The sequence below is a fragment of the Pseudomonas sp. GW101-3H06 genome, assembly GCF_059424605.1.
On sequence record NZ_JBWKZO010000001.1, the window covers coordinates 3,434,580 to 3,448,791 of the forward strand.

Below are 14,212 nucleotides of genomic sequence, written 5' to 3' on the forward strand. Positions count from 1 at the left end.
AGCCTGCTCGCGAAAGCGGTGTGTCATTCAACATCAATGTTGACTGACATGGTCTCTTCGCGAGCAGGCTCGCTCCCACATGGGCCTGCATCAGTTTCAGTACAGGCACTCGACCGCCATCGCCGTCGCTTCACCACCGCCAATACAGATCGCCGCCACGCCACGCTTCAAGCCTTTCTGGCGCAGGGCCGAGAGCAAGGTCACCAGAATCCGCGCGCCGGACGCACCGATCGGGTGGCCCAGGGCACAAGCGCCGCCGTGCACGTTGAGCTTCTCGTGAGGGATCTCCAGGTGGCTCATCGCGGCCATGCCGACCACGGCGAAGGCTTCGTTGACTTCAACCAGGTCCACCTGATCCAGCGACCAGCCGGTTTTCTTCATCAGCTTCTTGATCGCGCCAATCGGTGCCACCGGGAACAGGCCCGGGGTATCGGCGAACGCCGCGTGGCCATGAATCACCGCCAGTGGCTTGAGACCCCGCTTGTCAGCTTCGGAACGGCGCATCAGCACCAGTGCCGCCGCGCCGTCGGAAATCGAACTGGAGTTCGCCGCCGTCACGGTGCCGCCTTCGCGGAACGCCGGTTTCAATGAGGCGATCTTGTCCAGTTTGGCTTTCGGTGGCTGCTCGTCGTTGCTGATCACCACTTGCTCCTTACCGACGGTGACGGTCAACGGCACGATCTCGTCCTTGAAGCTGCCATCCTTGATCGCCTGCTGCGCACGGGTGGTCGAAGCAATGGCAAACGCGTCCTGGGCTTCGCGGCTGAAGTCGTTGGTTTGCGCGCAGTCTTCGGCAAAGGTGCCCATCAGGCGGCCTTTATCGTAGGCGTCTTCCAGGCCATCGAGGAACATTGAATCGAGCACCCGGCCGTGGCCCATGCGGTAACCGCTGCGGGCGCGATCCAGCAGGTAGGGCGCGTTGGACATGCTTTCCATGCCGCCGGCAATCACCACATCGGCGCTGCCAGCCAACAGCATGTCGTGGGCCAGGATGGCAGTTTCCATGCCAGAGCCGCACATCTTGTTCACGGTGGTGCAGCGTGTCGACTTGTCCAGGCCTGCACCCAGCGCCGCCTGGCGTGCGGGAGCCTGGCCCAGACCGGCGGGCAACACGCAACCGAACAGCACTTCATCGACCGCATCCGGTGCCACACCGGCGCGCTCGACAGCGGCCTTGATCGCGGCGGCACCGAGTTGCGGTGCAGTCAGGCTTTTGAGTTCGCCCTGAAAACCCCCCATCGGGGTGCGCACGGCGCTGACGATAACGATTGGATCATTTGCGATAGTCATGACAAATCCTCCTTATTTGGCCGCCATGCGCAAGGCACCGTCGAGACGGATCACCTCGCCATTGAGCATGCTGTTTTCAATGATATGCCTGACCAGCTGCGCATACTCGGCCGGTTTGCCCAGGCGCGGCGGGAATGGCACGCCGGCCGCCAGGGAGTCGCGGACTTCCGGGGTCATGCCGGCCATCATCGGTGTTTCGAAAATGCCCGGGGCGATGGTCATCACGCGGATGCCGAAACGCGCCAGCTCTCGGGCGGCGGGTAAGGTCAGGCTGACAATGGCGCCTTTGGAAGCCGCGTAAGCCGCCTGGCCGATCTGGCCGTCGTACGCCGCCGCCGACGCGGTGTTGATGATGACACCGCGCTCGCCATCGGCGTCCGCTTCGGTCTCGGCAATCGCCGCCGACGCCAGGCGCAGCATGTTGAAACTGCCGATCAGGTTGACGTTGATCACCTGGCTGAAGCTGGCCAGGGCGTGCGGACCGTTCTTGCCGAGGATCTTCTCGCCGCGCACGATGCCCGCGCAGTTGACCAGGCCATTGAGACCACCAAAGGCCTTGACCGTCGCCTGCACCGCCGCTTCGGCCGCCGCTTCGTCGCTGATGTCCGCCACCACGCTTTGCGCGCCCAAACGCTGGGCCTGCGCCGCGACCGCTTCGGCGTTCATGTCCACCAGCATCACTTTGGCGCCGGCGCCGACCAGCATTTCAGCGGTGGCCGCGCCCAGGCCGGAAGCACCGCCGGTGACGAGAAAAACCTTGTTTTCGATCTGCATCATTGTTTCCTTGGGTTCAAGCTGAAACGTTCTTCGCCGCGGCCTCTTGAGCCTTGGCGATTTCCTGGTTGCGCAAGATAAAGCGCTGCAATTTGCCGCTTGGGGTTTTCGGCAACTCGCTGACAAATTCGATTTCACGGGGGTACGAGTGCGCGGCCAGGCGCTTGCGCACGTGCTGGCGCAGTTCTTCGGCCAGTTCCGGCGCAGCGCGGTATTGCGCGCTGAGCACGACGAAGGCTTTGACCAGTTCGGTGCGCTCCGGATCAGGCTTGCCGACCACTGCCGCTTCCACCACTGCCGGGTGTTCGATCAAGGCACTTTCCACATCGAACGGGCCGACGCGGTAGCCGGAGGTGGTGATCACGTCATCGCTGCGACCGACGAAGCTGATGCTGCCGTCCGGGTTCCATTCGACGGTATCGCCGCTCAGGTAATAGTTGCCGACAAAGGCCTTGGTCGGTGCGCCTTGGTAACCGGCGAACCAGCACATCGGCGACTGGGTACGGTCGATGGCCAGGATGCCCGGCTGGCCGACACCCAGTTCCTTGTATTCATCGTCCAGCACCACGATGCGGTGGCCGGGCGAGGCAAAACCGGCGGCGCCCAGATGAATCGGGTGTTGCAGGCCATGGTGGTTGCACAGGACCATACCCAGCTCTGTCTGGCCGTAGTGGTCATGAATCACCACGCCGAGGTTGTCGGCGAACCAGCGGATCACTTCCGGGTTCAGCGGTTCACCGGCGCTGCTGACGATGCGCAGCTTGCCTTTGATCGACCTGGCGAACTCGTCGCCGCCGGCAATCAACAGGCGGTATGCGGTGGGCGAACCGGTGAGGTTGGTTATTCCGTATTTGTTGATCACCCGGCACGTGCTTTCGAGGGTGAACGGGCCATCGTAGAAGGTGATCGGGTGCCCCATGGCCAACGGTCCGGTGACACCGAAATAGATGCCATAGGCCCAGCCCGGATCGGCGACGTTCCAGAACGCGTCTTGCGGGCGCAGATCCACGGCGTCGCGGGTATAGCTCTCGAACGCGACGATGGCCTTGAGCGGCACCGACAGCGCTTTCGACGGGCCGGTGGTGCCCGAAGTGAACATCAACAGGAACGGGTCTTCACCGGTGAGCATTACCGGTTCACAAACGTTGGAATAGTTGGCCAGTTCGGCCCAGAAGCTGTAATCGCCCTGCACAATGCCCTGCCCCTTGGGGCCGGCGACGGTAACGATGGTCGGGCAATCGGCGACTTCGGCGAGTTTCGAGCGGTTGACCGCGTCGGTCACCACCACTTTGGCGCCGGAGCTGCCGAGGCGATGTTCGATGGCTTTCGGGCCGAAGGCGGTGAACAGTGGCTGATAGACCGCGCCGATGCGCCAGGTGGCGAACACGGTGATGAGCAACTCGATGTTACGTGGCAGCAGGCCCGCGACCTTATCGCCCTGCCTCACACCCTGACTCAAGAGGAAATTGGCGAAACGCGCGGCCTTGTCCTGCAGGTCGCTGAAGGTGTACGTCGCGCTGGCGCCATCGCGGCCTTCCCAGAACAGCGCGATGCGTCCCGGCAAGGCATGTCGGTCACAACACTCGACACAGGCGTTGAGGGCGGTCAGATCGCCTGCGAGTGCGGCGTCGACGGTGTGCTGATAATTGAACTGTGAAACAGCAGACAAGTAATCGCGCATTGCCAGAATCCCTCTGTGTTTTTTATTAGGTTGGGGGAACCGTAATCAACAGGGAAATACTCGCTCTGTGCGGGGGTTGGGGCAATGGTCAAAGTTATCAAGTTGCTTGACTGGTTTGGCCAAGGTTCAAGGGATGCGGCGCCTGACAGGACCTCTTCGCGAGCAGGCTCGCTCCCACAAATGAAATGTATTCCCCTGTGGGAGCGAGCCTGCTCGCGAAGGGGCCGGCGGCATCAATACATAATCCGGATCAAGAGGCTTCGTTGAGGATCAAACTGCGGTAATGCCCCGGGTTGGAGCCCGACCACTTGCGAAACGCCTTGTAGAACGAACTCGCATCGGCAAACCCCAGCCGGGTGGCGATTTCGCTGAAGCTGATGCTCGGCTCCGCCAGCCAGACGATGGCCAGCTCCTTGCGCACACTGTCCTTGAGCCCTTGATAAGTCTGGCCTTCCTCGGCCAGGCGCCGGCGCAGGGTCGAGGCCGACATGCACAGGCGTTGCGCCAGCGCTTCGGTTTCCGGCCATTGTTCGGCGGGCAGCTGTCGCAAATCGTGTTTGATCCGGCTGGCCAGGCTCTGTGGATCGCGATACTTCACCAGGATGTTGGCCGGCGCATGGGCCAGGAAACGCCGGAGTTCTTCAGCGCTGCGCTTGATCGGCAGATCCAGGCAATCGGCAGAGAAAATCATCCGTGTACGTGGCCGATCGAAACGCAGGTTCTCGGAAAACATCACTTGATAGTCGTCGCAGAAATCCGGCTGTGGGCAACGCAACTCGATGGCCAGAATCGGGATCCGACGTCCCGCCAGCCAGCAGGCCACGCCGTGCACGATCATCCAGTAGGTGAAGTAGGTAAAGGCCCGACGCGGTTCGTGGTCGTCTTCGAGCAACACGATTTCCGCCAGGCTTTGCTGACGCACCAGTTCGGCAGGCATGCGTTCGAGCATCAGCGACAGAAAACCCAGGCCACTGGTGAGCCCCGCCGCCAGGCTCGGCTGCACCATGGCGCAACGACAGAGAAACTCAAGGCTGCCGGACTTGAGCTTGCGCGGGTCCATGCCGAAAAACTCATCGTCGCCCCGTCGCGCCAGCAAACGCCACAGTCGCGCATAGGCGGTCGCCGGCACCCTGGCAGTGCCGTTTTGCAGCAGGACAGGATCGATGCCGACCTTGTTCAACGCCTCTTCGGTGGCGGCGCCCGGGGCGCAACTCTGCAACAGCGCTTCACGCACCAGTTGAATGGAAATGGTGTCTTTTTCCGACATTGAGCGAGATGTGCCCTGTTCTTGTTTGAGTGGTTGGGCATATTAGCTGAAACCGCCAGCTCACCGCAGATCCCTGTGGCCAAGCAAATCCCTGTGGGACCGAGCCTGCTCGCGAAGAGGATTTTGGATTCGATAAAAGGGGGGGGGACTGACACTGCGCCTTCGCGAGCAGGCTCGCTCCCACAGGGATACAGCTGACCTTGAAGGTTGTTCAGCTTAGGTTCAGGTAAATGTCAATCACTGCCATTTGGTAATGAGTGTCATTATGTTACAAATCAGCACCCTATCTAATGCTGAAACGGTGCTGAATGTTCGTTCCCTTTTTGATCATGTTGCGCGAAGGCATTGAGGCCGCCTTGATCGTCGGCATCATCGCCAGCTACCTGAAACAGACAGGTCGCGGCCAGTGGATGCCCGCCGTGTGGATCGGGGTATTTCTCGCCGCCGCCCTGGCCCTGCTGGTCGGTGGTGGCCTGGAACTGGTCAGCGCCGAGTTTCCGCAGAAACAACAGGAACTGTTTGAAGGCGTGGTTGGGCTGGTGGCCGTCGGTATCTTGAGTTCGATGGTGTTCTGGATGCGCAAAGTGGCGCGTTCGATCAAGCATTCATTGCACGCTTCTCTTGATCAGGCGCTGACCGGTTCCAGGCATCAGGTGACCGCACTGATCGCCATGGTGTTTTTCGCCGTGGCCCGGGAAGGCCTGGAAACCGTATTTTTCCTGCTCGCGGTGTTCCAGCAAAGCGAAGGTCCGGCAGCCCCGATCGGCGCCCTGCTCGGCCTGATCCTGGCAATCCTCGTCGGCTTCCTGATCTACAGCGGCAGCCTGCGCCTGAACCTCGGCGCGTTCTTGCGCTGGACCGGGCTGTTCATTCTCGTGGTGGCCGCCGGGATCCTTGCCAATTCCGTACAAGCGCTGCATGAAGCCGGCGTGTGGAATCACCTGCAAACCGTGCTCTTCGACCTCAGCGCGACGCTACCGATGGACGGCCCGCTGGGCGCGGTACTGGCCGGGATGTTCGGCTACCAGGATGCCCCGACCGTCAGCACCCTCGGCGCTTATCTGATTTACCTGGTGATGGCGCTGCTGATGTTCTTTCTCCCCGCCCCTGTGCCAAACAACAACGCTTGTGGGGGCGAGCCCGCTCGCGAAGGTCGTCATCGATAACGCGTAAACGCCAGATTACCAGCGGTGGTTTTTTCGCGAGCAGGCTCGCTCCCACAGGGTCAGTCACTTTTGAGTTTCCAATCAGTAAGAGCAACCATGCCAACTCCAGCCCCAAACCAGGCTCCCCCTCCCCGCGCCCTGCGCTGGGCGGTGGCCGGTTCGGTGATCGTGATGATCGCCGCCGCCGGCCTGTTCTACTACGCCTCGAAAATGGCCGCGGCCAAGCGCCAGGCCAACCATGATGAAGTGTTGGTGACCATTGACCCGCACCGTTGCGAGCCCGCTGCCTTGACCGTTGCGGCCGGTCGCGCCAGTTTCCGCATCGTCAACCGCTCGGATCGGGCTGTTGAATGGGAGATCCTCGATGGCGTGCTGGTGGTCGAAGAACGGGAAAACATCGCGCCTGGCCTGAGCCAGGTGATCAACGCCAATCTGTTGCCCGGCGATTACGCGATCACCTGTGGCCTGCTGAGCAACCCGCGCGGCACCTTGCACGTTACGCCGACAGCCGCTTCCGACGCGGCGGCCAAGGCCAAACCGTCGATGGTGGCGTTTGTCGGGCCGTTGTCGGAATTTCGCGTGTATCTCAGCAACCAGGGCACGGCGCTGATCAAGGCCGTTACCGCACTGAATCAAGCCATCGAAGCCGGCGATTTGAGTCAGGCTCAAGCCTTGTACACTCCTGCCCGCGCTGCTTACCAGCGGCTTGCCCCGGCCGCCCAGCGCCTGGCGGAGCTGGACAACGGGATCAACGCTCGTGCCGATTACTTTGAAAAACGCGAACAGGATCCGGCGTTCACCGGTTTCCATCGCCTCGAATACGCGCTGTTCCAGCAACGCAACCTCGACGGGCTGACACCGGTCGCCCGGCGCCTGCTCACCGATGTCACGACCCTCAAGCAACAGCTGCTGGCCCAGTCGTTGCCGCCGGAACAACTGGTGAGCACCGTGGTGCGCAACCTCAACAGCCTCGCCGACGTCCGTGCCGGCAGCGGTGAAGAAGAACGCTACAGCCACAGCGACCTGAACGGCTTTGTCGGCAACTTCGACGCTGCGCGCAAAGTCGTCGAGCTGCTGCGCCCGTTGCTGACTAAATCCGCCGCCGACCTGCTGCCCAACATCGACGGTGCCCTTGTCGCATTCGAGTCCGAACTCAATGGTTTCAAGGTCAACGACGGTTACGCCAGCTACGACAGCGTCAGCGCCGACCAGCGCCAGCAGATTGCCGACAAGGCCAAAGCATTGGCCGCTGCACTCGACGCTATTGATCCCGCCCTCGGCCTTAGCGGCCTGTAAGCAGAAGACGACTTTCAGATGAACGATTCAGAGCAGTTCAACCTCCAGCGTCGCCGGATATTGATGGGCATGGGCGCCGCCGGTGTCGCCCTCGCGGGTTCAGCCCTGAGCTGCCCGGCCATGGCCGCCAGCCCCGCGCAAGTGACCGAAGCCCCCAGCAGTGAGCGCACCGAAGACCGCCATGATTTCCACGGCAAACACCAGAGCGGCATCGTCACCCCGCGACCGGAGTCGGGCATGCTGGTGGCATTCGATGTGCTGGCCAGCGACCGTGAAGATCTGGAGCGCCTGTTCCGCACCCTCAACGAACGCATCGCGTTGTTGATGAAGGGCGGCCCGGTCGCTCAGATCGACCCGAAGCTGCCGCCGGTGGATTCCGGGATTCTCGGGCCGGTGGTCACGCCGGACAACCTGACCATCACCGTGTCAGTGGGCGAATCCTTGTTCGACGAGCGTTTCGGTCTGGGCGATGCCAAGCCCAAGCGCCTTGTCCGCATGGTCGGTTTCCCCAACGATGCGCTGCAAGCCGATTGCTGCCACGGTGACCTGAGCCTGCAGTTCTGCGCCAACACCGCCGACACCAACATCCACGCCCTGCGCGACATCGTGAAAAACCTCCCGGACCTGCTGCTGGTGCGCTGGAAACAGGAAGGCAGCGTACCGCCCCAGGCCCCGGCCAAACCCGGCGTGCCCGCACAGAGTGCACGCAATTTCCTCGGTTTTCGCGACGGTTCGGCCAACCCCGACTCCAACGATGGCAAGGCCATGGACAGCATCGTCTGGGTCCTGCCCGGCAGTGACGAACCGGCCTGGGCGGCCCACGGCAGCTATCAGGCGGTGCGGATCATCCGCAACTTCGTCGAGCGCTGGGACCGCACGCCCTTGCAGGAACAGGAAAGCATTCTCGGCCGGGTCAAAAGCAGCGGCGCGCCCATCGGCGGCAGCCATGAAACCGAAGTACCGGACTACACCAAAGACCCCGAAGGCAAGCTGACCAGACTCGATGCCCACATCCGCCTGGCCAACCCGCGCACCGCCGCCACCCAGGCCAACCTGATCCTGCGCCGACCGTTCAATTACTCCAACGGCGTGAACAAGAACGGTCAGTTGGACATGGGCCTGCTGTTCATCTGCTACCAGGCCGATCTGGAGAAGGGCTTCATCACCGTGCAAACGGGGCTCAACGGCGAACCGCTGGAGGAATACCTCAAGCCGGTCGGCGGTGGGTACTTCTTCACTTTGCCCGGAGTCACCGGCGATCAGGACTTCATCGGTCGCTCGCTGCTCAACGCCACATCCACAAAAACCACTGCATAAACGCCAACGGATAGTCCCATGAAAAAGTCGCCACTTGCGATACTGCTGACCCTGGGCTTGCTCAACACCCCGCTTTCGGCTGTCGCTGCGACGGCGCCGCTGGAGCTGGTGCAGCCGATTTCCGACTACAAGATCTACGTCACCGAACAACTGGATGAGCTGGCCAGCCACACCCGACAGTTCACCGACGCGGTGAAAAAAGGCGACCTGGCGACCGCGAAAAAACTCTATGCACCGACCCGGGTTTACTACGAGTCCATCGAGCCGATTGCCGAGTTGTTCAGTGACCTGGATGCGTCCATCGACTCCCGGGTCGATGACCACGAAAAAGGCATAAACGCTGTAGACTTCACCGGATTCCACCGCATCGAATACTCGCTGTTCTCGCAAAACAGCACCCGGGGCCTGGGTGAACTGGCGGATGGCCTGAACAACGACGTCAAAGACCTGCAAACCCGCGTCGCCGGCCTGACCTTCCCGCCGGAAAAAGTCGTCGGCGGCGCCGCTGCGCTGCTGGAAGAAGTGGTCGCCACCAAGATCTCCGGCGAGGAAGATCGCTACAGCCACACCGACCTGTACGATTTCCAGGGCAACATCGACGGGGCCAAGAAAATCGTCGACCTGTTCCGTCCGCAGATCGAGAAACAGGACGCGGCATTCGTCGCCAAAGTCGACAAGAACTTCGCCACGGTGAATACCATTCTGGCCAAGTACAAGACCCAGGGTGGCGGTTTTGAAACCTATGACAAGGTGAGGGAGAACGACCGCAAGGCGCTGGTCGGGCCCGTGAATACACTGGCTGAGGATTTGTCGATGTTGCGCGGCAAGCTGGGTTTGAACTGATTCTTGTAGTGCCTGAGCGGGCCTCTTCGCGAGCAGGCTCGCTCCCAGAGTGGATTTGTGTTCGACAAATAACGCCTGTGGGAGCGAGCCTGCTCGCGAATGCTTTTTACAGAATGCGGTAGAGCAACCGCTCGATCCGCACCCGACTCACACGCTTGAGAAACTTGGCCACCCCCGCCGGGTACTCCGGCAATGTTTCCAGGTCCTGATAACGCTCGATGCGCGTCGTGTGCTGGAAGATCTCTTTCAACTCCTTGCGGCGGGACTCAAGCAACTCGCCTTTCGGGTCATCGAGCAACAAGGCGTTTTCCAGATCGAGGCGGAACGCCCGCGGGTTGAGGTTGTTGCCGGTCAGCAAGGTGTAACGCTTGTCCACCCACATGCCTTTAAGGTGGTACGTGTTATCGCCATCCTTCCACAGGTGCAGGTTCAACTGACCGCTGTCGATGTTGCGCTGATGGCGCTTGGCGAAACGGCGCAGGCTGATTTCGTAGAGGTACGGCAGCGCCGCGATCACCTTGAACGGCTCGCTCGGCGGAATGTAGAAGTCGTTGGCGGTCTTGTCGCCGACCACGATGTCGATCTTCACGCCACGGGCCAGTGCCCGGTTGATTTCCCGGGTCACGGCCAGCGGCAGGTTGAAGTACGGCGTGCAGATGGTCAGTTGATGCTGGGTGCTGGCGATCAGTTCGCAAATCACCCGGCTCAGCGGGTTGTTCTTGCCCACGCCCAATAACGGGCTCACCGTCAGGCTGCCCTTATCCGTGGTGCCCTCGGTGGTGTCGTACGCGGCGTGCTTGAGCCGGCTGCGCAGGTCGCCGATGTCGTTGCGCAGGCTGCGGGTGGTCGGCAGGTTCGGCAGATCGAGACGATGCACGGCTTTGGAAGCCACCAGGCCATGCTGAACCAGATGCTGCATCGAGTCGGCCAGGGCGCGGTTGTGCAGCAGGTGGTAACGGTCGTAACGGTATTTGTCGAACTTGTGCAGGTAGACGTTGTTCAGGCTCGCGCCGCTGTAGATCACGCAGTCATCGATGACGAAGCCCTTCAGGTGCAATACGCCGAACAGTTCGCGGGTCTGCACCGGCACGCCATAGATCGGAACTTCGCTTGCGTGGGTCCGGGTCATTTCCTGATACCAGGCCGAATTGCCCGGTTGCTTGCCGGCACCAATCAAACCGCGCTGGGCGCGCAGCCAGTCGACGACCACCACCACGTCCAGTTGCGGACGCTTGAGTTTGGCGGCGTGCAAGGCATCGAGAATGTCCTGGCCGGCCTCATCCTGTTGCAGGTACAGCGCAACGATATAGATGCGCTGTGTGGCGCTGGCGATTTTTTCCAGCAGGCAACGACGGAACTCGGCAGCGCCAGAGAGGATGGTGACGGCATCGGCGGTCAGCGGAAAACTGCGCAGTTTTGGCAGCAGGGAGCGTTTGAAAAGCAACGGCATAGGGCTCGCAATCGGGTCGAATCCAGAGAGTTCGAGAGCTTACACCATGGATCGGCTTGGGTCTTGTTACTGTCTGTAATGACCCCATCGCCAGCAGGCTGGCTCCCACAGTTTGAACGCGTCCACCTGTGGGAGCCAGCCTGCTGGCGATGTCAATCCATCTGACAACAAAAAATAATTTGACCAAGGAGAACGATCGTTCTACTGTTAGCCACATGAACGATATTACTAACAGCGACACACGCGACATCATTCTGGATGTCACCGAAAAGTTGATCTACAAAAGTGGCATTGCCGCCACGGGCATGGATCTTCTGGTGAAAACCGCCGGCGTCTCCAGAAAAAGCATCTACCGCTACTTCGCCAACAAGGAGGAGCTCACCGTCGCGGCCTTGCAACGTCGGGACCAACGCTGGATGCACTGGTACAGAAGTGCAGTCGACCAGGCTGAAACGCCGGCCGACCGTCTGCTCAACCTGTTTACCGTGCTCAAGTCCTGGTTCGTCTCCGAAGGCTTCCGCGGTTGCGCGTTTATCAACACCAGCGGCGAAACCGGCGATCCGCAAGACCCGGTTCGCCTGGTCGCGAAGGACCACAAACAGAATCTGCTCGGCTACTTGCACGAGCTGTGTACCGAACATGGCGCCGAAGATCCGCAGCTGCTGGCCAAACAGCTGCTGATCCTGATTGACGGTGCCATAACCGTGGCGCTTGTAATGGGTGATCACAGTGCCGCCGATAATGCGCAATGCATGGCGCGAAAGTTATTGGACCTGTAATAACTTAAACAAGCCCGACAACGTGCTTTAACTTTACTTTTCTACGGAGTCCTGAAATGTCTAATGCCGAAGTTCGTCCGCCATTGCCGCCCTTCACCCGTGAATCGGCCATCGAAAAAGTTCGCCTGGCCGAAGATGGCTGGAACTCTCGCGACCCGGAGCGCGTGTCGTTGGCCTATACCCTGGACACCAAATGGCGTAATCGCGCCGAGTTCGCCTACAACCGAGAAGAAGCCAAGGGTTTCCTGACCCGCAAATGGGCCAAGGAACACGACTATCGCTTGATCAAGGAACTCTGGGCGTTCACCGACAATCGCATCGCCGTGCGTTATGCCTATGAGTGGCACGACGATTCGGGCAACTGGTTCCGTTCCTATGGCAACGAAAACTGGGAGTTCAACGAGCATGGCTTGATGGCCAACCGCTTTGCCTGCATCAACGACATGCCGATCAAGGAAAGCGAGCGCAAGTTCCACTGGCCACTGGGGCGGCGTCCTGACGATCATCCGGGGCTGTCGGATCTCGGCCTCTAATTTCACACTGTCCAAATGTGTGCGAGCCTGCTCGCGAAGGCGCCGTCAGATTCAACATCCATGTTGACTGATGCACCGCTTTCGCGAGCAGGCTCGCTCTCACAAGGGGGAACGCCTTTCAACTGCGAGCCTGCGCGCGAAGAGGCCAGACAGGTCGCCGCAAAGGCGGGATATGGGTAAGATATCGGCCCTCCCCCGCAGCCCCTTTGCTGCACCCCTGCCGATTAAGCCGATTCCATGCCTTTCGAACTCAGCGTTGACCTCACCACCCTGGCCATTCTGGCCCTCGTCGCTTTCATTGCCGGATTCATCGACGCCATTGCCGGCGGCGGCGGCCTGTTGACCACCCCGGCCTTGCTCACCGCCGGCCTGCCACCGCACCTGGTGCTGGGCACCAACAAGCTGAGTTCGACCTTCGGCTCGGCCACCGCCAGTTTCACCTTTTACCGTCGCAAGCTGTTTCATCCCCGGCAGTGGATGCACGCCATCGTCGGCACCCTGGTCGGCGCCCTGACCGGTGCCGTGGTCGCGCATTACCTGCCGGCGGAGTGGCTGAACAAAATGCTCCCGGTGATCGTCTTCGCCTGCGGCCTCTACCTGCTGTTTGGCGGCACGCCAAAAGCACCGCTGGACAGCGACGCACCGATCAAGAAAAAGTGGCAATCGACCCAGGGCTTCAGCCTCGGTTTCTACGATGGCGTGGCCGGTCCCGGCACCGGTGCGTTCTGGACCGTCAGCAGCCTGCTGATGTACCCGATCGATCTGGTCAAGGCCAGCGGCGTGGCGCGCAGCATGAACTTCGTCAGCAACATCGCGGCGCTGTCGGTGTTCGTGTTTTCCGGGCAGGTGGACTGGATCATCGGCCTGTGCATGGGCCTGTCGGTGATGGTCGGCGCCTTCTTCGGCGCTCGCACCGCCATCAGCGGCGGCGCGAAATTCATTCGTCCGGTGTTCATCACCGTGGTGCTGGGGCTGACCGTGCGGCTAGCCTGGCAACACTGGTTCAGCGTGGCCTAAACGCCGCGCCACGTAGACGTCGATCAGGTAGCGGGCAATCGAGCGTGACGCCGGCAACGGCGGCAACGCATGAACGTTGAACCACTGGGCGTCTTCGATCTCGTCCTCCTGGCAGACGATTTCGCCCCCGGCGTACTCGGCATGGAAGCCGAGCATCATCGAGTGCGGGAACGGCCAGCACTGGCTGCCCATGTACTGGATGTTCTTCACTTCGATCCGCACTTCTTCGCGAACTTCGCGAATCAGGCAGTCCTCGGCCGATTCGCCCGGCTCGGCAAACCCCGCCAACGTGCTGTAGACCCCGGTGACGAACCGCGGCGAGCGTGCCAGCAGCACTTCATCGCCACGGGTCACCAGCACGATCATGCTCGGCGAAATCCGCGGGTAGCTGCGCAGATCGCACGGCTGACAGTACATTGCCCGTTCGCGCGGCACCTGGGTCATGGCCTGACCGCAGTTGCCGCAAAAACGATGCTCGCGGGCCCAGGTACCGATCTGCGCCGCGTAACCGAGCACCTTGTAGACCGTGTGATCGCCTTCGAGCATGAAAGCCCGCAGGCCTTTCCAGTTGCAGCCCGACACGTCGCTGTGACTGCGCAACTCCAGCAGGTACACCGGCTCGCCATCCAGATGACCGATACCGTGTTCGGCGAGTATCGACAGGTCCTGGCGCTTGAGCCATTCACGGGGGAACAACGCGCCGTTGTCATCGAACAGGAAGCCTTCGGGGCTACGCGCCACGGCCCAGCCGCCAGGTTGATCGGTGTCCAGAACTGCAGTGGTCCAGCGTGAAGTCATT

The 14,212-nt window shown here is 61.1% G+C and carries 13 protein-coding genes; 7 read left to right on the forward strand and 6 right to left on the reverse strand.

What is annotated here, in order from left to right; all coding sequences use genetic code 11:
• Positions 1–96: 96 nt before the first annotated feature.
• From AC07ZE_RS15615 to AC07ZE_RS15630, 4 genes are all read right to left on the reverse strand, one after another.
• Positions 97–1,290, reverse strand: coding sequence for an acetyl-CoA C-acyltransferase (locus AC07ZE_RS15615; RefSeq protein WP_207265605.1), 1,194 nt, complete (start codon positions 1,288–1,290; stop codon positions 97–99).
• A gap of 12 nt (positions 1,291–1,302) precedes the next feature.
• Complete coding sequence (locus AC07ZE_RS15620) at positions 1,303–2,064, reverse strand: SDR family NAD(P)-dependent oxidoreductase (protein WP_207265606.1); 762 nt, start codon at positions 2,062–2,064, stop codon at positions 1,303–1,305.
• Between the two features lie 16 nt (positions 2,065–2,080).
• Positions 2,081–3,745, reverse strand: coding sequence for an AMP-binding protein (locus AC07ZE_RS15625; protein WP_207265607.1), 1,665 nt, complete (start codon positions 3,743–3,745; stop codon positions 2,081–2,083).
• 250 nt (positions 3,746–3,995) lie between these two features.
• Positions 3,996–5,012 (reverse strand): AraC family transcriptional regulator, encoded by a 1,017-nt coding sequence (locus tag AC07ZE_RS15630; RefSeq protein ID WP_207265608.1) that lies wholly within the window; start codon positions 5,010–5,012, stop codon positions 3,996–3,998.
• Positions 5,013–5,320: 308 nt separating this feature from the next.
• On the opposite strand from AC07ZE_RS15630, the gene efeU reads away from it, so the two are divergent.
• From efeU to efeO (AC07ZE_RS15650), 4 genes are all read left to right on the forward strand, one after another.
• Positions 5,321–6,178, forward strand: a complete 858-nt coding sequence (gene efeU, locus AC07ZE_RS15635) for an iron uptake transporter permease EfeU (RefSeq protein ID WP_207265609.1) — start codon at positions 5,321–5,323, stop codon at positions 6,176–6,178.
• Positions 6,179–6,274: 96 nt separating this feature from the next.
• On the forward strand, positions 6,275–7,474 hold the full coding sequence (efeO, locus tag AC07ZE_RS15640; RefSeq protein ID WP_207265610.1) for an iron uptake system protein EfeO: 1,200 nt from the start codon (positions 6,275–6,277) through the stop codon (positions 7,472–7,474).
• Positions 7,475–7,492: 18 nt separating this feature from the next.
• Positions 7,493–8,791, forward strand: a complete 1,299-nt coding sequence (gene efeB / locus AC07ZE_RS15645) for an iron uptake transporter deferrochelatase/peroxidase subunit (protein ID WP_207265611.1) — start codon at positions 7,493–7,495, stop codon at positions 8,789–8,791.
• An 18-nt stretch (positions 8,792–8,809) separates the two neighbouring features.
• Positions 8,810–9,634 (forward strand): iron uptake system protein EfeO, encoded by an 825-nt coding sequence (gene efeO, locus AC07ZE_RS15650; RefSeq protein WP_207265612.1) that lies wholly within the window; start codon positions 8,810–8,812, stop codon positions 9,632–9,634.
• A gap of 106 nt (positions 9,635–9,740) precedes the next feature.
• Here efeO (AC07ZE_RS15650) and pssA read toward each other — a convergent pair whose 3' ends face one another.
• Positions 9,741–11,084 carry a CDP-diacylglycerol--serine O-phosphatidyltransferase gene (pssA, locus tag AC07ZE_RS15655; protein ID WP_207265613.1) on the reverse strand — a complete coding sequence of 448 codons (1,344 nt, stop codon included), beginning with the start codon at positions 11,082–11,084 and terminating at the stop codon, positions 9,741–9,743.
• Positions 11,085–11,299: 215 nt separating this feature from the next.
• Here pssA and AC07ZE_RS15660 point away from each other — a divergent pair, with 215 nt between their 5' ends.
• The 3 genes from AC07ZE_RS15660 (at position 11,300) to AC07ZE_RS15670 (ending at position 13,413) form a co-directional block, all read left to right on the forward strand.
• Positions 11,300–11,863 carry a TetR/AcrR family transcriptional regulator gene (locus AC07ZE_RS15660; protein ID WP_207265614.1) on the forward strand — a complete coding sequence of 188 codons (564 nt, stop codon included), beginning with the start codon at positions 11,300–11,302 and terminating at the stop codon, positions 11,861–11,863.
• Positions 11,864–11,919: 56 nt separating this feature from the next.
• On the forward strand, positions 11,920–12,396 hold the full coding sequence (locus AC07ZE_RS15665; RefSeq protein ID WP_207265615.1) for a nuclear transport factor 2 family protein: 477 nt from the start codon (positions 11,920–11,922) through the stop codon (positions 12,394–12,396).
• A 237-nt stretch (positions 12,397–12,633) separates the two neighbouring features.
• Complete coding sequence (locus tag AC07ZE_RS15670; RefSeq protein ID WP_207265616.1) at positions 12,634–13,413, forward strand: TSUP family transporter; 780 nt, start codon at positions 12,634–12,636, stop codon at positions 13,411–13,413.
• Here the strand turns inward: AC07ZE_RS15670 and nudC are convergent.
• The gene (nudC, locus tag AC07ZE_RS15675) at positions 13,381–14,211 is read right to left on the reverse strand and encodes an NAD(+) diphosphatase (RefSeq protein ID WP_137806277.1); all 831 of its coding nucleotides are present in this window, start codon (positions 14,209–14,211) and stop codon (positions 13,381–13,383) included. The two genes, AC07ZE_RS15670 and nudC, sit on opposite strands and share 33 nt — an antisense overlap.
• Between the last annotated feature and the right edge of the window lies 1 nt (position 14,212).

Excerpts from the sequence above, each read along its gene's own strand:
- AC07ZE_RS15630 (WP_207265608.1), bottom strand. The coding sequence starts at position 5,012 with ATGTCGGAAAAAGACACCATTTCCATTCAACTGGTGCGTGAAGCGCTG.
- efeO (WP_207265612.1), top strand. The coding sequence starts at position 8,810 with ATGAAAAAGTCGCCACTTGCGATACTGCTGACCCTGGGCTTGCTCAAC.
- pssA (WP_207265613.1), bottom strand. The coding sequence starts at position 11,084 with ATGCCGTTGCTTTTCAAACGCTCCCTGCTGCCAAAACTGCGCAGTTTT.
- AC07ZE_RS15660 (WP_207265614.1), top strand. The coding sequence starts at position 11,300 with ATGAACGATATTACTAACAGCGACACACGCGACATCATTCTGGATGTC.
- AC07ZE_RS15620 (WP_207265606.1), bottom strand. The coding sequence starts at position 2,064 with ATGCAGATCGAAAACAAGGTTTTTCTCGTCACCGGCGGTGCTTCCGGC.
- nudC (WP_137806277.1), bottom strand. The coding sequence starts at position 14,211 with ATGACTTCACGCTGGACCACTGCAGTTCTGGACACCGATCAACCTGGC.
- efeO (WP_207265610.1), top strand. The coding sequence starts at position 6,275 with ATGCCAACTCCAGCCCCAAACCAGGCTCCCCCTCCCCGCGCCCTGCGC.
- efeU (WP_207265609.1), top strand. The coding sequence starts at position 5,321 with ATGTTCGTTCCCTTTTTGATCATGTTGCGCGAAGGCATTGAGGCCGCC.
- efeB (WP_207265611.1), top strand. The coding sequence starts at position 7,493 with ATGAACGATTCAGAGCAGTTCAACCTCCAGCGTCGCCGGATATTGATG.
- AC07ZE_RS15615 (WP_207265605.1), bottom strand. The coding sequence starts at position 1,290 with ATGACTATCGCAAATGATCCAATCGTTATCGTCAGCGCCGTGCGCACC.
- AC07ZE_RS15625 (WP_207265607.1), bottom strand. The coding sequence starts at position 3,745 with ATGCGCGATTACTTGTCTGCTGTTTCACAGTTCAATTATCAGCACACC.
- AC07ZE_RS15670 (WP_207265616.1), top strand. The coding sequence starts at position 12,634 with ATGCCTTTCGAACTCAGCGTTGACCTCACCACCCTGGCCATTCTGGCC.
- AC07ZE_RS15665 (WP_207265615.1), top strand. The coding sequence starts at position 11,920 with ATGTCTAATGCCGAAGTTCGTCCGCCATTGCCGCCCTTCACCCGTGAA.